Raw genomic sequence first — 23,472 nt, forward strand, 5'->3', positions numbered from 1 at the left:
CGTGGCCGAGCGGTGCGTCTCGCTTCTTACTGCGCGCTTGTATCCCACCATACCGGCAGCTGGTAGCCGTAGAGCGGCACTGTGTCGGGATGGCTGATGCGCTTGCTGCGCGCTACCCATTGCTGGTCGATGTGATAGAGCGGAACCACATAGTGGCTGGAGAGCAGGAGCCGATCGTGGGAGCGCACCGCCGCGATGAAGTCTTCGGTTGAGCGCGCCCTGAGCAAGTGGTCGATCAGTGTGTCGATATCGGGATCCGCGGCACCGGCGAAACTGTCGGCACGCTCGCTGGTCTTGGCGGCCGAAGACCAGCGGCCGAGTTGTTCGTTTCCGGGCGACAGCGAAGACGTGTAGGATTTGATGATCATGTCGTAATCTCGGCTGTTCGTCCGGCTCTGATATTGCGAATCGTCGACCGTGCGGATCGAAGCGGCAATGCCGATCGCCTGCAGTGAACGTTGATAAGCAAGGGCCAGCTTCTCCTGGTCGGCATTCTGCGTCATGATCTCGAAGGCGAGCTGGCGGCCGGAAGCATCAAGCATCTTGCCGCCCTGGATCGCATAGCCGCCCTCTTTTAGAAGCGCGACCGCCTGCTTCAGAACATTGCGGTCGCGGCCGGAGCCATCGGTCACGGGAAGCTTGTAGGTGCCGTCGAGAATATCCGGTGCGATCCTGTCCTTGATCGGGCCGAGCAAGGCAAGTTCCCTCGCATCGGCGGGAACGCCGAAACTCGAAAATTCGGAATTCTGCCAGAAACTCTGGGTGCGCTTGTAGGCGCCGGAATAGAGGTTCTTGTTCGCCCATTCGAAGTCGAACACCAGCGACAGGCCCTCGCGGACCTTGAGATCGCCAAAGATCGGCCGGCGCGTGTTGAACACGAAGCCAAGCATGCCGCTCGGCAGTTTCGGCGTGAACACGTCCTTGACCACGGCGCCTGAGGTGACGGCGGGGAAATTATAGGCATTGGCCCAATGACCGGGATTGCCGTCGGGATAAAGGTCGACATCGCCTTTCTTGAAGGCCTCGAACAGCGTCGTGTCCTGCAGGAAATACTGGACGGTGATCTGGTCGTAATTGTCGGTGCCGACCTTGGCGGGAATGTCCTTGCCCCAATAGTTCGGATCGCGCTCATAGGTGATGCTCTCGCCGGGCTTCACCGTCTTCACCTTGTAGGGACCGGAGCCGACTGGCGGCGCCAGCGACGTGCGGTCGAAGGTCTCCCGATCAACCGCATGTTTCGGCAGCACCGGGAACAGGCCGAAGATCAGCGGCGTCTCCCGGTCGGCCTTCTCGTTGAAGGTGAAACGCACACTGTGTTCGCCGACCTTCTCCATCTTGGCGACGACTTTGAGTCGGTCGGAGTAGGGCGGCCGGCCCTTGTCGCGCATCAGTTCGAAAGTGAACATCACGTCTTCAGGCGTTACCAGCTGGCCATCGGCCCATTTCGCCTTCGGATTGAGATTGAACTGAATGAAGCTCCGTTGGTCGTCCCATTCCACCGTTTCGGCCAGCAGGCCGTAGAGCGTGAAGGGCTCGTCCCTGGAGCGCTGCATCAGCGATTCGTAGACGAGATTGCCGTAGTCCGGATCCCACATGCCGCGCGCCGTCGTCCGGTTACTCTTCACGATGAACGGGTTGAGGTTGTCGAAAGTGCCGACGACGCCATAGGTGATCTTGCCGCCCTTTTTCACGTCGGGATTGACGTAAGGGAAGTGCTTGTAATCGGCCGGCAAAGCCGGCTCGCCGTGCATCGCGATGCCATGCAGCGGCTCGGCGGCGACAGTGCCGCACAGCAGCGAGAGGACGAGGGGGACGACGATCCGGAGCATTCGGCAATCCTTGATCCGTAAAACGGGCATGATTCACCGCGGAGATTATCATGGGGTCGACCGATTCCAACACGGAGCGGCGATTTCTTTGGCATCGCGACGAAATGCACCTCAAATTGCCAAAGAAATGCTGGATATATTGAACGCTGCGATGTAACAGGTGAACCCGAAGTTTCGGGGTCATGCATTTGCCTTATTTTTTTAAGAGGTGGAGTGCCGAACGACCCGATGGTTGGGGCAGCAAGACGCTGCCCCGAACGGATATCAGGAGACGGAATTCGTTATGATGTTCAAGTCTGAAAAGAAAATGCGGGCAGCACTGTCCGTTCTGGCGGTGGTGTTCGGCGCTTCGGCTCCGGTCTCCTCCTTTGCACAGGATGCGGCGGCACAAGCTCCGGCCGATGCCCCGGCACAGGCCGCAGGAGCGCCGAAGCTCGGCTGGTACAAGACCTGCAGCAAGCAGGAAGACAACGACATCTGTGTTGTCCAAAACCTGATCCTCGCCAATGGCGGCCAGCTCGTTACGGCCGTCGGCCTGATCTCGGTTTCCGGCAAGATCAACCGCAAGCTCCTGCAGGTCTCGGTTCCCACGGCACGCCTCGTTCCTCCCGGCGTCATCATGCAGATCGACGGCGGCAAGGGCCAGAAGCTCGACTACGCTGTCTGCCTGCCAGACAAGTGCACCGCCGAAATTCCGCTGACCGACGCGATGATCGCCAGCCTCAAGAAGGGCAGCGACGTAATCTTCACCTCGATCAACTTCCGCCGCGCTCCGAACCCGATCAAGATTTCGCTTGAAGGCTTCACTGGCGCGTATGACGGCGAACCAGTTTCCGAATCCAAGCTTGCCGAAAGCCAGCGCAGCCTGCAGGACAGCATGCAGAAGAAGGCCGAGGAAGCCCGCAAGAAACTGGAAGACGCCCAGAAGGCAGCCAAGGCGCAGTAATCCTGCCGCCATTTCTAAACAGAAACCCGGCTTTTGCGCCGGGTTTTTTGTTGGGCAAAGAAAAGGCCTCGCCGGGAGAAGCGAGGCCTTGATTCAACGATCAGCACGACTGAGTTAGTGGGCGAAGCTCATCTTGGGTTTGAACTGCCCTGACGGGGCTTGATCGAAAATCTGGTAGATCTGTGGGTTGCGAAGCGGCGTGCCGCTTTCGTCGTTCATCAGGTTCTGCTCGGAGACATAGGCGACATATTCGCTTTCGTCATTTTCAGCGAGCAGGTGATAGAAGGGCTGGTCCCTGCTCGGGCGCACCTCGGCTGGAATGGAATTCCACCACTCCTCCGTATTCGCGAACTCCGGATCAACGTCAAAGATGACGCCGCGAAACGGAAATACCTTGTGCCGAACCACTTCGCCAATACTGAACTTTGCTATTCTTTCTTTCATGGTACGACTTCCTTTCATCACCAAATTTGGTGATTGGTGTCGCGCAAATCAAGATTTTTGCGCGAGTTCGTCACATGAACGTCATATCCTCCTAGTGGCGTCCATGACCTGGGAGGCGAAAGCCCCGGCGAGCCGGGACTTTCTGTGTTCAGAGCCCGATCAGGCCGAATAATACATGTCGTATTCGACCGGATGCGGCGTCATTTCGAAACGCATCACCTCGGCCATCTTCAGCTCGATGAAGGCATCGATCTGATCGTCGTCGAAGACGCCGCCGGCCGTCAGGAACTTGCGGTCCTTGTCGAGGCTTTCGAGCGCTTCGCGCAACGAGCCGCAGACGGTCGGGATCTTCTTCAATTCCTTCGGCGGCAGGTCGTAGAGATCCTTGTCCATGGCCTTGCCGGGATGGATCTTGTTCTTGATGCCGTCGAGGCCGGCCATCAGCATGGCGGCGAAGGCGAGATAGGGGTTGGCAGTCGGATCCGGGAAGCGGACTTCGACGCGCTTGGCCTTCGGGTTGGAGCCGAACGGAATGCGGCAGGAGGCTGAACGGTTGCGGGCCGAATAGGCGAGCAGCACAGGTGCTTCGTAACCCGGGACGAGACGCTTGTAGGAGTTCGTCGACGGATTGGTGAAGGCGTTGATCGCCTTGGCATGCTTGATGATGCCGCCGATATAGAACAGGCAGCTCTCGGAGAGGCCAGCATATTCGTCGCCGGCAAAGGTCGGCTTGCCGCCCTTCCAGATCGACTGGTGCACGTGCATGCCCGAGCCGTTGTCGCCGAAGATCGGCTTCGGCATGAAGGTCGCCGTCTTGCCATAGGCGTTGGCTACCTGGTGCACGACATATTTGTAGATCTGCATCTTGTCGGCGTTGCGCACCAGCGTATCGAACTTGATGCCGAGTTCGTGCTGGGCGGCAGCGACTTCATGGTGATGCTTTTCGACGACGACGCCCATCTCGGAGAGCACCGTCAGCATTTCCGAACGCATGTCCTGGGCGCTGTCGACAGGGGGAACCGGGAAATAGCCGCCCTTGACGCGCGGGCGATGGCCGAGGTTGCCGGTCTCGTAATCGGTGTCGTCATTCGACGGCAGTTCGGTCGAATCGAGCTTGAAGCCGGTGTTATAAGGATCGGCCTTATACTTGACGTCGTCGAAGACGAAGAATTCGGCTTCCGGGCCGACGAAGACCGTATCGCCGATGCCGGATGCCTTGAGATAGGCTTCGGCCTTCTTGGCGGTGCCGCGCGGATCGCGGTTATAGGCCTCGCCGGAGACCGGATCGAGGATGTCGCAGACGATGACCATGGTCGACTGGGCGAAGAACGGGTCCATATGCACCGTTTCGGTGTCGGGCATCAGCACCATGTCGGACTCGTTGATGGCTTTCCAGCCGCCGATCGAGGAGCCATCGAACATCACGCCGTCAGCGAACATGTCTTCGTCGACGCAGACAACGTCCATCGTCACATGCTGCAGCTTGCCCTTCGGGTCGGTGAAACGCAGATCGACGAACTTTACGTCGTTCTCCTTGATCTGCTTCAGAATTTCGCTTGCGGTCGCCATTAATGAGTTTCCTCCGATTTGCGATGACGGTCTAGGTCGGCGATGACGGTAACGGACTTTGCGCGATTGGCAAAGTGGTCAGATGGCATCAATGCCGGTCTCGCCGGTGCGGATGCGGATAACCTCTTCGATATTGGAGACGAAGATCTTTCCGTCGCCGATGCGGCCGGTCTGCGCCGCCTTGCGGATCGCATCGATGACGGCCTCCGCGTTCTCGTCGGCCAGTACGACCTCGACTTTGACCTTCGGCAGGAAATCGACGACGTATTCAGCTCCGCGGTAGAGTTCCGTGTGGCCCTTCTGACGGCCGAAACCCTTGGCTTCCGTGACCGTGATACCCTGCAGGCCAACTTCCTGAAGGGCTTCCTTCACTTCGTCCAGCTTGAAAGGCTTAATGATCGCTTCGATCTTTTTCATGAGAAAATGTCTCTCCGCTTCTCTTGTTATGGCAGGAATTTTCCCGCTCGCCGGATATGATGCAGATATCGTGCCAGTTTGAAATCCATCTTATCGAAAAAAGTCGTCGATTCTGCCAAAACCGGCGCGTTTGCGGGGAATTCCATGTCGTTTTGGTGCCGGAATAGGTGGAAAAACATTGTCTCCGATCAAAATCACATCCGAAACGGAAAAAGTCAGGTATTTTCGCAACTGCGAATACACATCTCAGGAAGATGAAAATATAGGCAAATGCTTAAATTGCGTCCTTCTCTTTGGTGTTTCAGGCGGTTGTTTTTTAGGCGTTTTTTGATTGAATAGGGTGATGATCAAACATCTGTCCGACCTTCTTCTCACGCCTGCCGAAATGGCCGCCGTCGATGCGGCCGCTGCCGCATCCGGAATCGACTCCTTCGGCCTGATGGAGAGGGCAGGCGCCGCGGTCGCGGCCGCTGCTCTGCACCTTCATCCCGGAGCGTTGCGCTTCGTCGTACTCTGCGGACCCGGCAACAATGGCGGCGACGCCTATGTCGCAGCACGTCATCTGCATGAGAGCGGGGCGAGGGTGGCGCTCTTCCACCTCGGCGATCCGTCCAGGCTGAAGAGCGATGCCGCCCGTGCCCAAGCCGGTTGCGTGCTCCAGGGGCAAAACCTCGACCTCTATCGGCCCGAAACCGGCGACGTCGTCATCGATGGCCTATTCGGGGCGGGGCTTGGCCGCGAGGTGCCGGCCGATGTGCGCGCGCTGATCGGCCGCGTCACCGAGGCCGCTATTCCCGTGCTCGCCATCGATCTGCCCTCCGGCCTCGACGGCCGCACCGGCAAGGTGCTGGGGGCTGCCTTCCGGGCCTGCAATACCATCACCTTCATGACCCGCAAGCCCGGCCATCTCCTGATGCCGGGCAGGGAGCTTTGCGGTGAACTGCAGGTCTTCGATATCGGCATTCCCGCCCGCATCATCCGCGCTGAGGCGGGCGGTGTCATCGCCGAGAACACGCCGGATGCCTGGAAGCGTGCGCTGCCGGCCGAGCAGCTGGAAACCCACAAATACAAGCGCGGTCATCTGGTCGTCTTCTCAGGCGAGGCCGACAAGACGGGGGCCGCGCGCATGTCGGCAATCTCGGGCCTGAAGGCCGGCGCCGGCCTGGTGACGATCGCCGCGCCCCGCGCGGCCATGGCCGCCAATGCTGCACATCTCACTGCCGTCATGCTGCATGCCATCGACGACGAGGCCGACCTCGGCGACTGGCTCTCCGACAAGCGGCTGCAAACCTTCGTCCTCGGCCCCGGTTTCGGCATCGGCGCCAGGGCGCGCGGCTTCGTCTCGGCCCTTGCCGATCGCCATCTGGTGCTCGATGCCGACGGCATCTCCTCGTTCAAGGACGATCCGCAACAGCTGTTTGATCTTTTCCGGGGTGAGCCGCGTCTGGTGCTGACGCCGCACGAAGGCGAATTCGCGCGGCTCTTTCCCGATATCGGCGGCGACGAGGGGCTCGGCAAGGTGGACAAGGCCTTGGCCGCCGCCCGCCGCGCCAATGCTGCGATAATTTACAAAGGCGCCGATACCGTCATCGCCGCGCCTGATGGACGGGCGCTCATCAATACCAACGCTCCCATCTGGCTTGCCACCGCCGGTTCCGGCGACGTGCTTGCCGGCATCATCGGCGGATTGCTCGCCCAGGGCCTGCCTGCCTTCGAGGCAGCGGCTGCCGGCGTCTGGCTGCATGGCGAGGCAGGTCAACGCGCCGGCAAGGGGCTGACGGCGGAGGAGCTTGCAGCCCGTGTATTGCCGCTTTAGAGCCGCGTGCGTCCTTTCGGACGCGCAAAGGACGCAACTCCTTTAATCCTCGCATCGTGCTTTCCGGCAATCGATTCCGATTTTCGGGCCGGTGCGCGCGCGCCTCCGCATGGGCCAGGATTGAGGAGCGCGCGGACGCCGCAGATCCAGCCATCTGGCGGATCTGCCCGCTGCTGGCTTCCTGCACCTCGAACGCGGAAGCATTCCGCATCGTCACCCGACATGTGTGGCCGTGGCGCAGGCTGGGTTGTTTTACAATTGTAAATGCGGCCAGGGTGTTCTGTCGCGGGTTTCCAGAAACGGCTACGGGCGGGTCCGTCCTCCGTTGGACGAGGGCGCTTGCGCCCGATGCCGGCTGAATAACGGCCATTGTCGTCACGCTTCTTGCGTGGCATCTTCCCGGCGGAGGATTCCACCTCTCGTTGACGGGCTTTCCGTTTTTTACAGCGTAAGTCTGTCTTTTCGACGGAGGCTCGAATGAGTATAGGCCTGATCGCCCTTCTTGATGATATCGCGGCATTGGCCAAGGTGGCTGCGGCGTCGCTCGACGATATTGCCGGCCAGGCTGCCAAGGCAGGCGCGAAAGCGGCTGGTGTCGTCATTGATGATGCGGCAGTCACACCCCGCTACGTCACCGGATTTTCGGCAGCACGCGAATTGCCGATCATCGGCAAGATCACGCTCGGCTCGCTGAAGAACAAGCTTCTGATCCTGCTTCCGGCAGCACTGATCCTGAGCCTTGTCGCACCGCAGGCGATCACGCCGCTGTTGATGATCGGCGGGCTTTATCTCTGCTACGAGGGTGTGGAAAAAGTCTACGAACTGGTGATGCCGCATGCAGCCCATGCCCATGAATCGGCACTCGAGACGACAAGCCTCGATGCCAAATCGCTAGAAGACGAGAAGGTTGCCGGCGCAATCAAGACGGATTTCATCCTGTCGGCCGAAATCATGGCGATTACGCTCGCTGCGGTGCCGTCAGGCAGCATGTTCACGCAGGCCCTCATCCTTGCCGTCGTTGGACTGGGGATCACGATCATGGTCTATGGCGGCGTGGCGCTTATCGTGAAGGCCGATGATCTGGGTCTGATGCTGGCGCGTCTGCAGACGGCATCTCCAATGGGCGCCTTCTTGCGTTCGATCGGGAAGGGGCTTGTCACGGGCATGCCTTATTTTCTGAAAGTGCTCGGCATCGTCGGAACGGCGGCCATGATCTGGGTCGGCGGCGGCATCATCGTTCATGGCCTCGAAGCCTATGGCATCAGCGGACTTGCGCATCTGATCCATGATGCCGGCGAGGCGACGGCGCATGCAGTTCCCGTTCTGGCATCAGTGCTGCGCTGGATCGTCGAGGCCGCAGGCGCGGGCATCGTCGGTATCGTCGTCGGCTTGATCGCAATTCCGGTCACAGGCTACGCCGTCTCGCCGATATGGCGGTACCTCAAATCGCTCCTGCCGCGCCGGCGAAAAGAGGCGCTGGCGGACGGGAAAAAATAAAGCCAGAGTCCGTCGACGAGCAAGGCGTCATATCCAGCCTCATGGAATGCGTGACCGACGATGTGATACCCACAATGTCACGATCCCTGTTGTGACTATCCAGCCTCGCCTATTTCGCTAGCGCCTGCTGCAGGGCGATTGCCCCATGCGGCGCATTGACCTTGCCCTCATGGATCATGAAGGCGAAGACGTCGCGCGGCTCGGTCTTCACTTTGCGATCGCCATCGATCAGCGGCAGGTCATCAGGAACCTTGCCCTCGGCCCAGGTCTTGAGCCGGTCTGCCCAGGCCTTCAGGTCCTTTTCCGGATAGCAGGTCGCAATATCGTCCGAGCCCTTCTGCAGCCGCGCATAGACGAAATCGGCGGTCACGTCGGCGATCATCGGATATTCGAAATGTTCGGCGCAAACCGGCGCCACGCCGTATTTCGAAAGCAGCGCCACGAACTCCGGCACCTTGAAGGAATCGTGCCGTACCTCGACCACGTGGCGGAGCGTCAGCCCGTCCTGTTTTGCCGGCAGCAGCTTCAGGAAGGCTTCGAAATCGTCTGCATCGAACCTCTTCGTCGGCGCGAACTGCCAGAGCAGCGGCCCGAGATGATCGCCGAGTTCGCTGATGCCCGATGACAGAAATCGCTCCATCGATTCACCGGCTTCGGCAAGCACCCGCCGATTGGTGACGAAACGTGTCGCCTTCAGCGAAAAGATGAACCCGTCGGGCACGTCCGCCGCCCATTTGGCAAAGACCGCAGGCTTTTGCGTGCTGTAATAGGTGCCGTTGACCTCGATGACCTTCAGTTGGCGGCTGGCGTAATTCAGCTCGTCCTTCTGTTTCAGGTCATCGGGAAAGAAATGCCCGCGCCAGGGCTCGAAGGTCCAGCCGCCGATGCCGGTGCGGATAGTGCCGGATTTCGTCATGTTGTCCTCCCCATTCGCAGCCGCTCAGGCCGCATCGATCTCTTTGGTCATATCGACGAGTGTCCATCCTGGCCGATATGGGCTCGGCCGGCGACCCGTTTCCTGAAACCCGAAGGCGCTGTAGAGAGCGATGTTCCGCTCCATCCGCGCATTGGTGTAGAGCCGGATCTCCGGCACGGCCCATTCCCGCGCCTTGCCCTCCAGCCAGCGCAGCATCGCCACTCCATGCCCGGCACCCTGAAAGGCCGGCGAGACCGCGATGCTGAACAGCATGAGGTGATCGGCATGCCGCTCGACGACCACCAGGCCGGCCGTTTGCCCGCCGATCTCGCGCAGCCAGACCTCGCCGCGTTCGATCCGCGGCGCGTAATCCTCTGTCACCGGGATCGGCGGAGCGCCAAACAACTCGGTGTAGGGCTGATAGGCGGCGGTTGTCAGCGTCGCGATCGTTTCCAGATCATCGAGCGACGCTGGCCTCATCGTCATTCCGCCGCAACCGCCTTCTTCACCGGCCGTCGCTCCAGCAATTCCTTCAGGAAGTGTCCGGTATAGGACCGCTTCTCCTTGACGATCGCCTCGGGCGTTCCGGTCGCGACGATCTCACCGCCGCCGTCGCCGCCTTCGGGGCCGAAATCGAGCACCCAGTCGGCCGTCTTGATGACTTCGAGATTGTGCTCGATCACCACCACCGAGTTACCCTGGTTGACCAGTTCGTGCAGCATTTCGAGCAATTTGGCGACGTCGTGGAAATGCAGGCCGGTCGTCGGTTCATCGAGAATGTAGAGCGTGCGCCCCGTCGAGCGTTTCGACAGCTCCTTGGCAAGCTTGACGCGCTGCGCCTCGCCACCGGAAAGCGTATTCGCCTGCTGGCCGACCTTGATATAACCGAGACCGACATCCTTCAGCGATTGCAGCTTGTCGCGCACGGCGGGCACCGCAGCGAAGAAATCGACGCCTTCCTCCACCGTCATGTCGAGCACCTCGGCAATCGACTTCTGCTTGAAGGTGACATCGAGCGTCTCTCTGTTATAGCGCTTGCCGTGGCAGACGTCGCAGGTGACGTAGACATCGGGCAGGAAGTGCATCTCGATCTTGATGACGCCGTCGCCCTGGCAGGCCTCGCAGCGTCCGCCCTTGACGTTGAAGGAGAAACGGCCCGGCTGGTAGCCGCGTGCCTTGGCCTCCGGCAGGCCGGCGAACCAGTCGCGGATCGGCGTGAAGGCGCCGGTATAGGTCGCCGGGTTCGAGCGCGGCGTGCGGCCGATCGGCGACTGGTCGATATCGATCACCTTATCGATATGCTCGAAGCCGTCGATGCGATCATGATCGGCCGGGTTTTCACGCGCGCCCATGACGCGGCGTGCCGCCGATTTATAGAGCGTCTCGATCAGGAAGGTGGATTTGCCGCCGCCGGAAACGCCGGTCACCGCCGTGAAGACACCGAGCGGGATCGACGCCGTAACGTTCTTCAGATTGTTGCCTCGCGCCCCGACCACCTTGATCTCGCGGCCCTTCTTCGGCTTGCGGCGCTCGTCGGGAACGGGAACGCCGAGTTCGCCGGAGAGATATTTGCCGGTCAGCGAGTTCGGACTGTCCATGATATCCTGCGGCGTACCATGGGCGATAACCTGACCGCCATGAATGCCGGCCGCCGGGCCGATATCGACGACGTCGTCGGCCGACAGGATCGCATCCTCGTCATGTTCGACGACAATGACGGTGTTGCCGATGTCGCGCAGGTGCTTCAGCGTGTCGAGCAGCCGGGCATTGTCGCGCTGATGCAGGCCGATCGACGGTTCGTCGAGCACGTAAAGCACGCCCGTCAGCCCGGAGCCGATCTGCGAGGCGAGCCGGATACGCTGGCTCTCGCCGCCCGACAGCGTGCCGGAATTGCGCGAAAGGCTGAGATATTCCAGTCCGACATCGTTGAGGAAGCGCAGCCGGTCGCGGATCTCCTTGAGGATGCGCACGGCGATCTCGTTCTGCTTGGCATTGAAGCTTGCCGGCAGTGTCTCGAACCAGTCGCGGGCGACGCGGATCGACATACCGGTCACTTCGCCGATATGCAGCGTGTCGATCTTCACCGCCAGGGCCTCTGGCTTCAGGCGGAAGCCGTTGCAGGACGGGCAGGGGGCCGCCGACATGAAGCGCTCGATGTCTTCGCGCGCCCAGGCGGAATCGGTCTCCTTCCAGCGGCGCTCGAGATTGGTGATGATGCCCTCGAAATTCTTCTGGGTCGTATAGGAGCGGGCGCCGTCGGCGTAGTGGAATTCGATCTTGTCGTTGGTGCCATTGAGGATGACGTCCTTGGCCTCGTCGGAAAGATCGTTCCAGCGGGTGCCGAGCTTGAAGCCGTAATGTTTGCCGAGCGCTTCCAGCGTCTGGTTGTAATAGGGCGAGGTCGATTTGGCCCAGGGCGCGATCGCCCCGTCGCGCAGCGTCCGCTCGGGCTCGGGCACGATCAGATCCGGATCGATCTTCTGCTGGGCGCCGAGGCCATCGCAGGTCGGGCAGGCGCCGAACGGGTTGTTGAAGGAGAACAGCCTGGGTTCGATCTCGGGAATGGTGAAGCCAGAGACTGGGCAGGCGAACTTCTCCGAAAACAGCACGCGTTCATGCGTCTCGTTCAGCGACTTGTTGGCGGATCCGCCGGCCGACGTCTCTTCCGGCGGCAACGGCTTGTCGGCGAATTCGGCGACCGCCAGCCCGTCGGCGAGCTTCAGGCAGGTCTCCAGACTGTCCGCCAGCCGCGCCGAGACATCCGAGCGCACGACGATGCGGTCGACGACCACGTCGATGTCGTGCTTGTATTTCTTGTCGAGCACCGGCGCCTCGGCGATCTCGTAGAACTGGCCGTCGACCTTGACGCGCTGGAAGCCCTTCTTCATCAGCTCGGCCAGTTCCTTCTTGTATTCGCCCTTGCGGCCGCGCACGAGCGGCGCAAGAATATAAAGACGGGTGCCTTCGCCGAAATCGAGGATGCGGTCGACCATCTGGCTGACGGTCTGGCTCTCGATCGGCAGGCCGGTCGCCGGCGAATAGGGAACACCGACGCGGGCAAAGAGCAGGCGCATATAGTCGTAGATCTCGGTGACGGTGCCGACCGTCGAGCGCGGGTTGCGCGAGGTGGTCTTCTGCTCGATCGAGATGGCCGGCGACAGTCCGTCGATCTGGTCGACATCCGGCTTCTGCATCATTTCGAGGAACTGGCGGGCATAGGCCGACAGGCTCTCGACATAGCGCCGCTGGCCCTCGGCATAGATCGTGTCGAAGGCGAGCGAGGATTTGCCGGAACCCGACAGCCCGGTCATGACGATCAGCTTGTTACGCGGCAGATCGAGATCGATGCTCTTGAGATTATGCTCGCGCGCGCCGCGGATGGAGATCGTCTTCAGTTCGCTCATCGTCTCTGCTTTGGTTTTCTGGATGACAGCCCTTATTTAGTGATGCCGACGGGCGAGTCGAGGCTGAATATCCGCAAGGGCTCAAGGTTTTCGATTCTGTTGACAGGATCATACGGATAAACTAGAACAAATAAAGAACAAAATTCCTGATGAATGCATGCGGCTTTCTGATGGGATAAACATGTGGATTAAATGCCGCCCATGCGCATCGGCGGTCCGTGATGGTTTAAGGTGCGCCGATCGATTAAACGCCGCCGGGCAGGGCGGCAGGCAGGGTGAGAAGTATGGCTGGTAGCGTGAATAAGGTAATTCTGGTTGGAAACGTCGGTGCAGACCCCGAAATCCGCCGCACTCAGGATGGCCGGCCGATCGCCAATCTTCGTATCGCGACGTCGGAGACCTGGCGCGATCGCAATTCCGGCGAGCGCCGTGAGAAGACCGAATGGCACACTGTCGTCGTCTTCAACGAGGGCCTCTGCAAGGTCGTCGAGCAATATGTGAAGAAGGGCGCCAAGCTCTATATCGAAGGCCAGCTGCAGACCCGCAAGTGGCAGGACCAGCAGGGCCAGGATCGTTACAGCACGGAAGTGGTGCTGCAGGGGTTTGGTTCGACGCTGACGATGCTCGACGGCCGCGGTGAAGGCGGCGGCGCGAGCGGCGGCCGTGGCAGTGCCGCTGGCGGCAACGATTACGGCGACGATTACGGCGCCCCGGCTCCCTCCTCATCGCCGAGCCGCGGCGGTGGCGGCGGTGGCAACTTCTCGCGGGATCTCGACGACGATATCCCGTTCTGATCGATAGCCTTTGCTGGCTTTGTGAAAGAGGTGAGAGAGCATGATGCCTTGGATGGCGTCATGCTCTTTTTCTTTGATTTCGCGGCAGATGCCGCGATTTTCAGTGCGGTGTCGCGCTGATGAGGTTGAGCGCCGATTTTGCCCCGTCGACGACGAATTGTGCGGCAAGGGCGGCGAGGATGACGCCGAGAAGGCGTGTCAGGATGGCCCGGCCAGTGACGCCGAGGAAACGGTCCAGCCTTTCAGCGACGAGCAGCATGAGGAAAGTCAGCAACAGATTGGCGGCAAGGACGCCGATCAGCTGCGCCTTTCCGACGGATGTCGCCAGCGTGCCGGCAAGCAGGATCGTCGCCGAGATCGCGCCCGGGCCGGCGATCAGCGGCAAGGCGAGGGGAAAGACGGCGATATTCTCGATGTGATCCTTGGTGATCGCCACCTCGGTCGCCTTCTCCTTGCGGTCCTGGCGCTTTTCGAACACCATCTCGAAGGCGATCCAGAACAGCAGCAGACCACCCGCGATGCGGAAGGCGCCGATCGAAATCCCGAGCACGCTGAGCACGCCGGCGCCGAACAGAGCGAAGACGGCGAGGATGATGAAGGCGATGGTCGAGCCACGCAGCGCCACCTGCGTGCGCTCACTGCGGCTCATGCCTGTCGTCAGCCCCAGAAAGATCGGTGCGAGCCCCGGCGGATCGATGGTGACGAGAAGCGTCGTGAAGGCGTTGATCAATTGGTCGGCGCTTGCCATCGGCTCTCCGGAACCCCATATGAGTGCGTGGTTTTTATGATTGTGAAGCGGGGATTCCGATTTGGCAAATATCCCGCAGCGGCCCGCGGCGGATTTGTCCGGTCCGGCCGCGCAACTTGCATGTTTTACCGTCTTTAAGCCGCAAAAGCCTGTTCAAAACGCGCTGTGAAATTGGCGCGGGAACAGGCTTTCCGCTATAAATCTTCAAGTGATTCTAGAAGAGATCGTGATCTGTTTTGACTGAGCAAACACCCCCCGGCGGCGGGAAGCTCCCGCCAGGCATCGAGCCCATCTCCATCATGGAGGAAATGCAGCGGTCGTATCTCGATTACGCCATGAGCGTCATCGTCAGCCGCGCGCTGCCCGACGTGCGCGACGGCCTCAAGCCCGTGCACCGGCGCATCCTCTACGGCATGTCCGAGCTCGGCATCGACTGGAACAAGAAATACGTCAAATGCGCCCGCGTCACCGGTGACGTGATGGGTAAATTCCATCCGCACGGCAATTCTGCGATCTATGATGCGCTCGCCCGCATGGCGCAGCCCTGGTCGCTGCGGCTGCCGTTGATCGACGGTCAGGGCAATTTCGGCTCGGTCGATGGTGATCCGCCGGCGGCCGAACGTTATACCGAATGCCGCCTCGAAAAGGCTGCCCACTCGCTGCTCGACGATCTCGACAAGGAAACCGTCGATTTCCGCGACAACTACGACGGCACTCTCTCCGAGCCGGTCGTGGTGCCCGCCAAGTTCCCGAACCTGCTCGTCAACGGCGCCGGCGGCATCGCCGTCGGCATGGCGACCAATATCCCGCCGCACAATCTCTCCGAAGTCATCGACGGCTGCATCGCGCTGATCGACGATCCGGCAATCGAGCTGCCGGAACTGATCCAGATCATTCCCGGCCCCGATTTCCCGACGGGTGCGAAGATCCTCGGCCGTGCCGGCATCCGCTCGGCTTATGAGACCGGCCGCGGCTCCGTCATCATGCGCGGCGTCGCTGCCATCGAGCCGATGCGCGGTGACCGTGAGCAGATCATCATCACCGAGATTCCCTACCAGGTGAACAAGGCGACGATGATCGAGAAGATGGCCGAGCTGGTGCGCGACAAGCGCATCGAGGGCATCTCCGACCTGCGCGATGAATCCGACCGCCAGGGTTATCGCGTCGTCGTCGAGCTGAAGCGCGATGCCAATGCCGAAGTCATCCTCAACCAGCTTTATCGTTATACGCCGCTGCAGACGTCCTTCGGCTGCAACATGGTGGCGCTGAACGGCGGCAAGCCCGAACAGCTGACCCTGCTCGACATGCTGCGCGCTTTCGTCTCGTTCCGCGAAGAAGTTGTTAGCCGGAGAACCAAATTCCTGCTGCGCAAGGCGCGTGATCGCGCCCACGTGTTGGTCGGTCTCGCCATTGCCGTCGCCAATATCGACGAGGTCATCCGCGTCATCCGCCAGGCGCCCGATCCGCAGTCGGCCCGCGAAGAGCTGATGACCCGCCGCTGGCCGGCGGCAGATGTCGAAAGCCTGATCCGTCTGATCGACGATCCGCGCCATCGCATCAATGACGACCTGACCTACAATCTGTCGGAAGAGCAGGCGCGCGCCATCCTCGAACTGCGCCTGGCCCGCCTGACGGCCCTTGGTCGCGACGAAATCGGCGATGAACTCAACAAGATCGGCGAGGAAATCAAGGACTACCTCGATATTCTCTCCTCACGCGTCCGCATCCAGACCATCGTCAAGGACGAACTTCTCGCCGTCCGGGACGAGTTCGGCACGCCGCGCCGCACCGAGATCGTCGATGGCGGCCTTGAAATGGACGACGAGGATCTGATCGCCCGCGAAGACATGGTCGTCACCGTCTCGCATCTCGGTTACATCAAGCGCGTGCCGCTCACCACTTATCGCGCCCAGCGCCGTGGCGGCAAAGGTCGCTCCGGCATGACCACCCGCGACGAAGATTTCGTTAGCCGGCTATTCGTCGTCAATACCCATACGCCGGTTCTGTTCTTCTCCTCGCGCGGCATCGTCTACAAGGAGAAGGTCTGGCGCCTGCCGATCGGTACGCCGACCTCGCGCGGCAAGGCGCTGATCAACATGCTGCCACTCGCACCCGGCGAGCGCATCACCACGATCCTGCCATTGCCCGAGGACGAGACGAGCTGGGACAATCTCGACGTCATGTTCTCGACGACGCGCGGCACGGTTCGCCGTAACAAGCTGTCGGACTTCGTCCAGGTCAACCGCAACGGCAAGATCGCCATGAAGCTCGAGGAGGAGGGCGACGAAATCCTTTCCGTCGAGACCTGCACCGAAGATGATGACGTGCTGCTCACGACGGCGCTCGGTCAGTGCATCCGCTTCTCCGTCGACGATGTCCGGGTCTTTGCCGGCCGCAACTCGATCGGCGTGCGCGGCATCACGCTTGCCGGCGGTGACCGGATCATCTCGATGACCATCGTGCGCCATGTCAATGCCGAACCTTGGGAGCGTGCTGCCTATCTGAAGCGCGCCGCCAACGACAGGCGCCTGACAACGGGCGAGGCCGAGGAGATCGCGTTGGTTGGCGAGGAAGTCACCGAGGAGGGACAGCTGAGCGACGAGCGTTACGAAGAGCTGAAGCAGCTGGAGCAGTTCGTCCTGACCGTCTCCGAAAAGGGCTTCGGCAAGCGTTCGTCCTCCTACGACTTCCGCATCTCCGGCCGCGGCGGCAAGGGTATCCGCGCCACCGATACGTCGAAAACAGGCGAGATCGGCGAACTGGTGGCGGCTTTCCCGGTCGATGACGGCGACCAGATCATGCTGGTCTCCGATGGCGGCCAGCTGATCCGCGTGCCGGTCGGCGGTATCCGCATCGCCAGCCGCGCCACCAAGGGCGTCACCATCTTCTCGACGGCCAAGGACGAAAAGGTCGTCTCGGTCGAACGCATCAGCGAGCCGGAGGAGGATGAGACGGAAGAGAACGTCGAGGTCGCCGAAGGTACTGCTGCTGCTATCGAGGAAGGTGCTGCCGACGAAGGTGGCGGCGACGAGGCGCCGATTGCCGATGGCGATCCGGCCGGGCCAGCCGAGGAATGATCAGATGAACGGGGCGGCTTCGAGCCGCCCTTTTCTTTTCAGACGCCCTTTTTCTCAAGTCCGAGGCGGATTGAGATCACGCCCAAAGAAAAAGCCGAACGCTGGGTGCATCCGGCTTTGAATAGCCCTGGCGACGGAAGGGTGCCGCTCAAGGGTGGGAAGAGGAGAGGAAGGAACGTCAGAACGCTCTATGTTTTTCGTTCAGAGCTTTCACCTCTTCGCCTTCGCGCCGGAGCGCTGAAATCGTAGAGGCCACAGACACGATGAACATGACGCTGATGAGGGCGGTGAGCACTGTCAAGATCGTGAACATAGGCATTCCTTTCCTGGGGAGTTGCGTTCTCGCCCCTCAGTACTGGCCCAGCACGGCCGTGCGGGCCGAAGCATAGGGACCATAAACCTTGGACGTATCGACCTTCTGATCATAGAGAGCGACAGTTGCGGTCAGCATGCCCGTGACGATTACCATCCAGAGCACGTTAATCATCGTAATCTTACCGGGCATCTTTAGTCCTTCCTGCCGCGCTAATCGCATCTATGGGGTCGGTTGAATGAACGCATCCGTTTGAAAATGGTTCCGCCGGATGTTGTGGGGTGTTTACCAATGGCGATCTGAAGCCTCCTTGAATGTCTCGTTCATCTGGCGTTCAGATTCGAAGTCCGTTTTCGCGCAGCCGGCCTTGGGCGCGCACGATTGCCGCATGTTCGGCAAGCTCTGGCCGCACCCAGTTCACCTCGTATCGATCGGCGAAATAGCCATAGGCCATCTCGGCGGCGAGGGAGAAAACGACGGCAACTGTAACGAGCACGATCAGCATGGGACCTGGTCTTTCGGGGAGCGCCTGATGCCGGAATGGCATCGGCTGCGTGAATGACAAGAATTAAGCAGATCGCATCTGAAACGGCCTTGAACGGGCCATTCATCCGCCGTTTAACCGCCCGACGCGTAACGTCCTTTCCGTGTCTGAAAAGACGCGAGGCGCTCTAGCCGGAGCTGGGCAAATCACTTGCGAGAAGGCGTCATCCGTGACAAAAGGCGTCAAACCAACGGTCGGGCCACATGACGACAGCTTTCTATCCGGGGTCCTTCGACCCGATCACCAATGGGCATGTGGATGTTCTGGTCCAGGCGCTGAACGTTGCCGAAAAGGTGATCGTCGCGATCGGCATCCATCCCGGCAAGGCGCCGCTCTTCTCCTTCGAAGAGAGAGCCGAGTTGATCCGCCGTTCTCTGGCGCAAGCGCTGCCCGGCAAGGCCGGCGATATCACCGTCGTCGCCTTCGACAATCTGGTCGTCGATGCCGCTCGCACCCATGGCGCCACGCTGTTGATCCGCGGTCTTCGCGACGGCACCGACCTTGATTACGAAATGCAGATGGCCGGTATGAACCGGACGATGGCGCCCGATCTCCAGACGATTTTTTTGCCGGCGGGTACGGCCTCGCGGCCCATTACCGCCACATTGGTCCGCCAGATCGCCGCCATGGGCGGCGATGTCAGCGCTTTCGTGCCGGCCGCCGTCTTGCAAGCCCTCACATCCAAGCGCCCAAACTAGTAAGAACAAAGACTAGCAAGCGCAAAGACCAGGCGGACCCCGCCGCAATGGAGCTCATATGAAACTCTTCTATCTCGCATTTGCCGGCGTGTTGTATCTCGCTTCCTTCGCGGGGGATGCCTTCGCCCAGTCGTCCGATCATTATCTCACCGTCCAGCTGAAGAACGGCCCTGTCGTCATCCAGCTCATGCCTGAGGTTGCGCCGAAGCATGTCGCCCAGATCGAGGCGCTGGTAAAGAAGGGCGAATATGACAACGTCGCCTTCCACCGCGTCATTGACGGCTTCATGGCTCAGACCGGCGACGTCAAATACGGCAACATGGAAAAGGGCTTCGATGCGAGCCTTGCCGGCACCGGCTCTTCCGACCTGCCGGATATTCCGGCTGAATTCTCCAAGACCCCGTTCGTGCGCGGCACGGTCGGCATGGCCCGTTCGCAGGATCCGAATTCCGCCAATTCGCAGTTCTTCATCATGTTCGCCGACGGCTCTTTCCTGAACGGCCAGTACACCGTCGTCGGAAAGGTCGTCTCCGGCATGGAGAACGTCGACAAGATCAAGCGCGGCGAAGGCCAGAACGGCGAAGTCAAAAGCCCAGACCGGATGATCAAGGTCACCCTGGGCAAGAAGTAAGTTAAGAGAGAAAACTAGAGGAGAAGATAATGGCCGAGATCAAGGATCCCGAAAACACCGTCATTCTGGAAACCACCAAGGGCAAGGTTGTCATTCAGCTTTTGCCGCAGGTCGCCCCGGAGCATGTCGCCCGCATCAAGGAACTGGCCCGCGAGAAGGCCTATGACGGCGTCGTCTTCCACCGCGTCATCCAGGATTTCATGGCCCAGACGGGCGACGTCGAATTCGGCAAGAAGGGCTCGGAAACCTTCAATCCCGGCCGCGCCGGCATGGGCGGCTCGTCGAAGCCGGATCTGAAGGCCGAATTCTCCGCGACCACGCATACGCGCGGCACCTGCTCGATGGCCCGTTCGCAGAACCCGAACTCGGCCAATTCGCAGTTCTTCATCTGCTTCACTGACGCGCCGTGGCTGAACAAGCAGTATTCTGTCTGGGGTCAGGTCATCGAAGGCATGGATAACGTCGACAAGATCAAGCGCGGCGAGCCGGTTTCCGATCCGGATTCGATCGTCTCCATGCGGGTTGCCGCCGACGTCTGATTGTGATTTCTGCTGAAACCCGCCCTTGCGTGTCAACCGCGCGGGGGCGGGTTTCGCTTTGCCTGAAAGTGCCCTGATGCGCGTAGACCTTTTCGATTTCGATCTGCCCGATGAACGCATTGCGTTACGGCCCGCCGAGCCACGCGACAGCGCGCGCCTGCTCGTCGTCGATCCGAATGCGGAAAGCCACCTGTCTGATTATCGCGTCGGCGATCTCACGTCCTTCCTGCAGGCTGGCGACGCGCTCGTTTTCAACGACACCAAGGTCATTCCCGCTCAGCTCGAGGGTATCCGCCATCGCGACGGCGCCGGTGGCCAGCAGGTGTCTGCCACGCTGCATGTGCGCATCGGCCCCAACCGCTGGAAGGCCTTCGCCAAGCCGGGCAAGCGCATCAAACAGGGCGACCGCATCTCCTTCGGCCATTCCGGCGAAAGCTGCTTCCTCGGCTCGCTCGATGCCACCGTCGAGGAGAAGGGCGAGGCCGGCGAAGTGACGCTGCTGTTCGATCTCTCCGGCCCGGCGCTCGACGAGGCGATCGCCGCCGTCGGCCATATCCCGCTGCCGCCTTATATCGCCGCCAAGCGCCCCGAGGACGAGCGTGACCGCGCGGACTATCAGACGATCTATGCCCGCGAGGAGGGCGCCGTTGCTGCACCCACCGCCGGCCTGCACTTCACGCCTGGCCTGTTCGAGGCGCTTGATAGGGCCGGCATCGAACGCCATTTCGTCACGCTGCATGTCGGCGCCGGCACCTTCCTGCCCGTCAAGGCTGATGATACCGCCGATCACCGGATGCATCTGGAAAGCGGTACCGTCAGCGCTGCGACGGCTGCACGGCTGAACGCCGTCAAGGCGAACGGCGGGCGCATCGTCTGCGTCGGCACGACCTCGCTGCGTCTGATCGAAAGTGCAGCGGAAGAGAGCGGCGAAATCCGCGCCTGGAGTGGCGCCACCGGCATCTTCATCACGCCGGGCTACCGCTTCAAGGCCGTCGACATGCTGATGACCAATTTCCACCTGCCGCGCTCGACGCTCTTCATGCTGGTCTCGGCCTTTTCAGGCCTCGATACCATGCGCGCCGCCTATGACCACGCCATCCAGACGGGCTACCGCTTCTATTCCTATGGCGATGCCAGCCTTCTCTTCCGGAAAGACTAGATGACCGAGACCTTCCAATTCACCCTGAAGAAAACCGATGCCGGCGCCCGCCTCGGCCAGATTTCTATGCCGCGCGGCGAGATCCGCACGCCGGCCTTCATGCCGGTCGGCACTGTCGGCACTGTTAAGGCCATGTATCTCGACCAGGTGCGCGAGACCGGCGCCGACATCATTCTCGGCAATACCTATCACCTGATGCTGCGCCCGACGGCCGAGCGCGTCGCCCGCCTTGGCGGCCTGCATAAGCTCATTCGCTGGGAACATCCGATCCTGACGGACTCTGGCGGTTTCCAGGTCATGTCGCTGTCGGGCCTGCGCAAGCTCGACGAACAGGGCGTCACCTTCAAGTCGCATGTCGACGGCAGCCTGCATCACATGTCGCCAGAGCGCTCCATCGAAATTCAGGGGCTACTCGGCTCCGATATCCAGATGCAGCTCGACGAATGCGTGGCGCTGCCGGCCGAGCCGAAGGAGATCGAGCGCGCCATGGAAATGTCGCTGCGCTGGGCCGAGCGCTGCAGGGTCGCCTTCGGCGACCAGCCAGGGAAGGCGATGTTCGGCATCGTCCAGGGCGGCGATATCCCGGCACTGCGCATCCGTTCGGCCGAGGCGTTGAGCCAGCTCGATCTCAAGGGATATGCGATCGGCGGCCTTGCCGTCGGCGAGCCGCAGGACGTCATGCTGCAGATGCTGGAGACGACACTGCCGGTACTCCCCAGCGAAAAGCCGCGTTACCTCATGGGCGTCGGTACGCCTGACGATATCCTGAAATCGGTTGCGCGTGGCATAGACATGTTCGACTGCGTCATGCCGACCCGCTCCGGCCGTCATGGCCTGGCCTTCACCCGCCGCGGCAAGGTCAATATCCGCAATGCCCGCCATGCCGAAGATATGCGCCCGCTCGACGAACAGTCGAACTGCCCGGCCTCACGCGACTATTCGCGTGCCTATCTGCACCATCTCGTCCGCTCCAACGAAGCGCTCGGCGGCATGCTGCTCTCCTGGCACAATCTCGCTTATTACCAGGAACTGATGCAGGGCATCCGTAAAGCGATCGCCGAAAGCCGCTTCGCCGATTTCATGGCGGAAACACAGGAGGAATGGGCGAGGGGTGATCTCCAACCGGTTTAGGCTGCTCGAAAGGTTCAAGCTGTGGAAGCTGAAGCAGACTGGAGCTGCGCTAGCTGAAATGCGGATTGGCTCGCAATTTTCCGACAGCAAAATCAAAAAGCTTTTGACCTTTGTTGAGGCATTCCGTCCATCGGGATGGAATGGGTAGAGCCTCCTCGCCGTAGTCGGACAAGACAGTCTGCAACTCCCCCGATTCGAGCTGAGGCGCAATCTGGTAGGAGAGAACGCGCGTCAAACCCCAGCTTCGGACTGCCGCCGCGACCGCAGCCTCGTTGGTGTTGCAAAAGAGACGGGGGTTAACGCGCACGGTAGCCTTTCTTTCTCCTGCAAAGTGCCATTCCAGCGATGTCCATGCACTGTTGGACGCGACGATCTGATGGCGCGCGGGATCATTGGGCGCTGCCGGCACGCCGTACTTCTCAAAATAAGCAGGCGATCCGCAAATGACTCGCTTTATTTGGCCGACATGCGTCGCGGTGAAACCGGACTCGCTTAGATGTCCGATACGGACAGCGACATCGATACCCTCGTCGACGATGTTCACTACGCGGTCAACAAAGAGACCCCGCGCGGTGACTTCGGGGTAAAGATCGAGATATTCGGTCATGACGGGCAAAACGAACATCGTGCCAAACATCACCGAAGCGGTGACGGTGAGCGTGCCGGTCGGCTTGCCGTAAGCCCCCGCAGCAGCCGCGTCTGCTTCGGCGAGATCAGCAAGCAGCCGCTGACAATCCCGAAATATCTAGCCCGGCTTCCGTCAGCTTCACCGATCGGGTCGTGCGGGTCAGGAGGCGCGTTCGATAACCGCTTCCAACGAGGAAACGATGTGCGTCACGGCTGGAGGACTCATATGCATTTGCCGCCCGGCCGCGGCGAAGCTCTCTGTTTCCGCGACTTTCACGAACACTCTCATCGCCTGCCATCTGTCCACGCGCGCCGCAATCATCCCGTACATCGTTTTTCTGGAATTCTCGTGAAGCAGATCGCACGAAAAAAC

At 60.8% G+C, this 23,472-nt stretch carries 20 protein-coding genes and 2 pseudogenes; 10 read left to right on the top strand and 12 right to left on the bottom strand.

Features of this window, described 5'->3' with window-relative positions:
• Nucleotides 1–26: 26 nt before the first annotated feature.
• The gene (locus AB8B31_RS09825) at nucleotides 27–1,829 is read right to left on the bottom strand and encodes an extracellular solute-binding protein (RefSeq protein ID WP_131703147.1); all 1,803 of its coding nucleotides are present in this window, start codon (nucleotides 1,827–1,829) and stop codon (nucleotides 27–29) included.
• A gap of 283 nt (nucleotides 1,830–2,112) precedes the next feature.
• Here AB8B31_RS09825 and AB8B31_RS09830 point away from each other — a divergent pair, with 283 nt between their 5' ends.
• Entirely contained in the window at nucleotides 2,113–2,775 is a 663-nt protein-coding gene (locus AB8B31_RS09830; protein ID WP_017994059.1) for an invasion associated locus B family protein, read from the top strand.
• Between the two features lie 114 nt (nucleotides 2,776–2,889).
• Here AB8B31_RS09830 and hspQ read toward each other — a convergent pair whose 3' ends face one another.
• The 3 genes from hspQ to AB8B31_RS09845 form a co-directional block, all read right to left on the bottom strand.
• Complete coding sequence (gene hspQ / locus AB8B31_RS09835; RefSeq protein WP_003559363.1) at nucleotides 2,890–3,219, bottom strand: heat shock protein HspQ; 330 nt, start codon at nucleotides 3,217–3,219, stop codon at nucleotides 2,890–2,892.
• Nucleotides 3,220–3,378: 159 nt separating this feature from the next.
• Nucleotides 3,379–4,788: a type I glutamate--ammonia ligase gene (gene glnA, locus AB8B31_RS09840; RefSeq protein ID WP_011651961.1), complete on the bottom strand. Its 1,410-nt coding sequence runs from the start codon at nucleotides 4,786–4,788 to the stop codon at nucleotides 3,379–3,381.
• A gap of 78 nt (nucleotides 4,789–4,866) precedes the next feature.
• A complete protein-coding gene (locus tag AB8B31_RS09845) occupies nucleotides 4,867–5,205 on the bottom strand; it encodes a P-II family nitrogen regulator (RefSeq protein WP_003579240.1) in 339 nt (112 codons plus the stop codon).
• 343 nt (nucleotides 5,206–5,548) lie between these two features.
• Between AB8B31_RS09845 and AB8B31_RS09850 the strand changes: the two genes are divergently transcribed.
• A complete protein-coding gene (locus tag AB8B31_RS09850; protein WP_131703148.1) occupies nucleotides 5,549–7,021 on the top strand; it encodes an NAD(P)H-hydrate dehydratase in 1,473 nt (490 codons plus the stop codon).
• 477 nt (nucleotides 7,022–7,498) lie between these two features.
• A complete protein-coding gene (locus tag AB8B31_RS09855; RefSeq protein WP_018242009.1) occupies nucleotides 7,499–8,518 on the top strand; it encodes a DUF808 domain-containing protein in 1,020 nt (339 codons plus the stop codon).
• Between the two features lie 109 nt (nucleotides 8,519–8,627).
• Here AB8B31_RS09855 and AB8B31_RS09860 read toward each other — a convergent pair whose 3' ends face one another.
• From AB8B31_RS09860 to uvrA, 3 genes are read right to left on the bottom strand one after another with little or no spacing between them, the layout of a single operon-like run.
• Nucleotides 8,628–9,434 (bottom strand): DUF72 domain-containing protein, encoded by an 807-nt coding sequence (locus AB8B31_RS09860; RefSeq protein WP_130716398.1) that lies wholly within the window; start codon nucleotides 9,432–9,434, stop codon nucleotides 8,628–8,630.
• 24 nt (nucleotides 9,435–9,458) lie between these two features.
• On the bottom strand, nucleotides 9,459–9,920 hold the full coding sequence (locus AB8B31_RS09865; RefSeq protein WP_131703150.1) for a GNAT family N-acetyltransferase: 462 nt from the start codon (nucleotides 9,918–9,920) through the stop codon (nucleotides 9,459–9,461).
• Complete coding sequence (gene uvrA / locus AB8B31_RS09870) at nucleotides 9,917–12,838, bottom strand: excinuclease ABC subunit UvrA (RefSeq protein WP_130716400.1); 2,922 nt, start codon at nucleotides 12,836–12,838, stop codon at nucleotides 9,917–9,919. The genes AB8B31_RS09865 and uvrA overlap by 4 nt, the downstream gene beginning before the upstream one ends.
• Nucleotides 12,839–13,122: 284 nt before the next feature.
• Between uvrA and AB8B31_RS09875 the strand changes: the two genes are divergently transcribed.
• Nucleotides 13,123–13,632, top strand: coding sequence for a single-stranded DNA-binding protein (locus AB8B31_RS09875; protein ID WP_018242013.1), 510 nt, complete (start codon nucleotides 13,123–13,125; stop codon nucleotides 13,630–13,632).
• 100 nt (nucleotides 13,633–13,732) lie between these two features.
• On the opposite strand, the gene AB8B31_RS09880 is transcribed toward AB8B31_RS09875, so the two are convergent.
• Nucleotides 13,733–14,380, bottom strand: coding sequence for a MarC family protein (locus AB8B31_RS09880; RefSeq protein ID WP_018242015.1), 648 nt, complete (start codon nucleotides 14,378–14,380; stop codon nucleotides 13,733–13,735).
• Between the two features lie 236 nt (nucleotides 14,381–14,616).
• On the opposite strand from AB8B31_RS09880, the gene gyrA reads away from it, so the two are divergent.
• Nucleotides 14,617–17,457, top strand: coding sequence for a DNA gyrase subunit A (gyrA, locus tag AB8B31_RS09885; protein WP_130652383.1), 2,841 nt, complete (start codon nucleotides 14,617–14,619; stop codon nucleotides 17,455–17,457).
• Between the two features lie 178 nt (nucleotides 17,458–17,635).
• On the opposite strand, the gene AB8B31_RS09890 is transcribed toward gyrA, so the two are convergent.
• The 3 genes and pseudogenes from AB8B31_RS09890 to AB8B31_RS09900 all read right to left on the bottom strand — a co-directional run bounded on the left by AB8B31_RS09890 (nucleotide 17,636) and on the right by AB8B31_RS09900 (nucleotide 18,381).
• Entirely contained in the window at nucleotides 17,636–17,770 is a 135-nt protein-coding gene (locus AB8B31_RS09890; RefSeq protein WP_018445350.1) for a hypothetical protein, read from the bottom strand.
• Nucleotides 17,771–17,806: 36 nt separating this feature from the next.
• On the bottom strand, nucleotides 17,807–17,962 hold the full coding sequence (locus AB8B31_RS09895; RefSeq protein WP_439007437.1) for a hypothetical protein: 156 nt from the start codon (nucleotides 17,960–17,962) through the stop codon (nucleotides 17,807–17,809).
• 142 nt (nucleotides 17,963–18,104) lie between these two features.
• Nucleotides 18,105–18,381: pseudogene (locus AB8B31_RS09900) on the bottom strand (hypothetical protein).
• Nucleotides 18,382–18,517: 136 nt separating this feature from the next.
• Between AB8B31_RS09900 and coaD the strand changes: the two are divergent.
• The 5 genes from coaD (at nucleotide 18,518) to tgt (ending at nucleotide 22,472) form a co-directional block, all read left to right on the top strand.
• Entirely contained in the window at nucleotides 18,518–19,012 is a 495-nt protein-coding gene (gene coaD / locus AB8B31_RS09905; RefSeq protein WP_130652384.1) for a pantetheine-phosphate adenylyltransferase, read from the top strand.
• Nucleotides 19,013–19,070: 58 nt separating this feature from the next.
• On the top strand, nucleotides 19,071–19,643 hold the full coding sequence (locus AB8B31_RS09910) for a peptidylprolyl isomerase (RefSeq protein ID WP_130652385.1): 573 nt from the start codon (nucleotides 19,071–19,073) through the stop codon (nucleotides 19,641–19,643).
• A 29-nt stretch (nucleotides 19,644–19,672) separates the two neighbouring features.
• Nucleotides 19,673–20,182: a peptidylprolyl isomerase gene (locus AB8B31_RS09915; protein ID WP_003559389.1), complete on the top strand. Its 510-nt coding sequence runs from the start codon at nucleotides 19,673–19,675 to the stop codon at nucleotides 20,180–20,182.
• Nucleotides 20,183–20,258: 76 nt separating this feature from the next.
• Entirely contained in the window at nucleotides 20,259–21,341 is a 1,083-nt protein-coding gene (gene queA, locus AB8B31_RS09920; RefSeq protein WP_131703151.1) for a tRNA preQ1(34) S-adenosylmethionine ribosyltransferase-isomerase QueA, read from the top strand.
• Complete coding sequence (gene tgt, locus AB8B31_RS09925) at nucleotides 21,342–22,472, top strand: tRNA guanosine(34) transglycosylase Tgt (RefSeq protein WP_130716402.1); 1,131 nt, start codon at nucleotides 21,342–21,344, stop codon at nucleotides 22,470–22,472.
• Nucleotides 22,473–22,521: 49 nt separating this feature from the next.
• On the opposite strand, the pseudogene AB8B31_RS09930 reads toward tgt, so the two are convergent.
• Nucleotides 22,522–23,406: pseudogene (locus AB8B31_RS09930) on the bottom strand (LysR family transcriptional regulator).
• Nucleotides 23,407–23,472: the final 66 nt, after the last annotated feature.

The sequence above is a fragment of the Rhizobium sp. 62_C5_N11_2 genome, assembly GCF_051811185.1.
Lineage (GTDB): Bacteria > Pseudomonadota > Alphaproteobacteria > Rhizobiales > Rhizobiaceae > Rhizobium > Rhizobium leguminosarum.

Bases quoted from the DNA above. Each gene is read 5' to 3' on its own strand.
- AB8B31_RS09880 (WP_018242015.1), bottom strand. From the start codon at position 14,380: ATGGCAAGCGCCGACCAATTGATCAACGCCTTCACGACGCTTCTCGTC.
- AB8B31_RS09890 (WP_018445350.1), bottom strand. From the start codon at position 17,770: ATGTTCACGATCTTGACAGTGCTCACCGCCCTCATCAGCGTCATGTTC.
- coaD (WP_130652384.1), top strand. From the start codon at position 18,518: ATGACGACAGCTTTCTATCCGGGGTCCTTCGACCCGATCACCAATGGG.
- AB8B31_RS09830 (WP_017994059.1), top strand. From the start codon at position 2,113: ATGATGTTCAAGTCTGAAAAGAAAATGCGGGCAGCACTGTCCGTTCTG.
- AB8B31_RS09875 (WP_018242013.1), top strand. From the start codon at position 13,123: ATGGCTGGTAGCGTGAATAAGGTAATTCTGGTTGGAAACGTCGGTGCA.
- AB8B31_RS09825 (WP_131703147.1), bottom strand. From the start codon at position 1,829: ATGCTCCGGATCGTCGTCCCCCTCGTCCTCTCGCTGCTGTGCGGCACT.
- AB8B31_RS09855 (WP_018242009.1), top strand. From the start codon at position 7,499: ATGAGTATAGGCCTGATCGCCCTTCTTGATGATATCGCGGCATTGGCC.
- AB8B31_RS09845 (WP_003579240.1), bottom strand. From the start codon at position 5,205: ATGAAAAAGATCGAAGCGATCATTAAGCCTTTCAAGCTGGACGAAGTG.
- AB8B31_RS09895 (WP_439007437.1), bottom strand. From the start codon at position 17,962: ATGCCCGGTAAGATTACGATGATTAACGTGCTCTGGATGGTAATCGTC.
- AB8B31_RS09850 (WP_131703148.1), top strand. From the start codon at position 5,549: ATGATCAAACATCTGTCCGACCTTCTTCTCACGCCTGCCGAAATGGCC.
- AB8B31_RS09915 (WP_003559389.1), top strand. From the start codon at position 19,673: ATGGCCGAGATCAAGGATCCCGAAAACACCGTCATTCTGGAAACCACC.
- uvrA (WP_130716400.1), bottom strand. From the start codon at position 12,838: ATGAGCGAACTGAAGACGATCTCCATCCGCGGCGCGCGCGAGCATAAT.
- tgt (WP_130716402.1), top strand. From the start codon at position 21,342: ATGACCGAGACCTTCCAATTCACCCTGAAGAAAACCGATGCCGGCGCC.
- glnA (WP_011651961.1), bottom strand. From the start codon at position 4,788: ATGGCGACCGCAAGCGAAATTCTGAAGCAGATCAAGGAGAACGACGTA.
- AB8B31_RS09865 (WP_131703150.1), bottom strand. From the start codon at position 9,920: ATGACGATGAGGCCAGCGTCGCTCGATGATCTGGAAACGATCGCGACG.
- AB8B31_RS09860 (WP_130716398.1), bottom strand. From the start codon at position 9,434: ATGACGAAATCCGGCACTATCCGCACCGGCATCGGCGGCTGGACCTTC.
- AB8B31_RS09910 (WP_130652385.1), top strand. From the start codon at position 19,071: ATGAAACTCTTCTATCTCGCATTTGCCGGCGTGTTGTATCTCGCTTCC.
- queA (WP_131703151.1), top strand. From the start codon at position 20,259: ATGCGCGTAGACCTTTTCGATTTCGATCTGCCCGATGAACGCATTGCG.
- hspQ (WP_003559363.1), bottom strand. From the start codon at position 3,219: ATGAAAGAAAGAATAGCAAAGTTCAGTATTGGCGAAGTGGTTCGGCAC.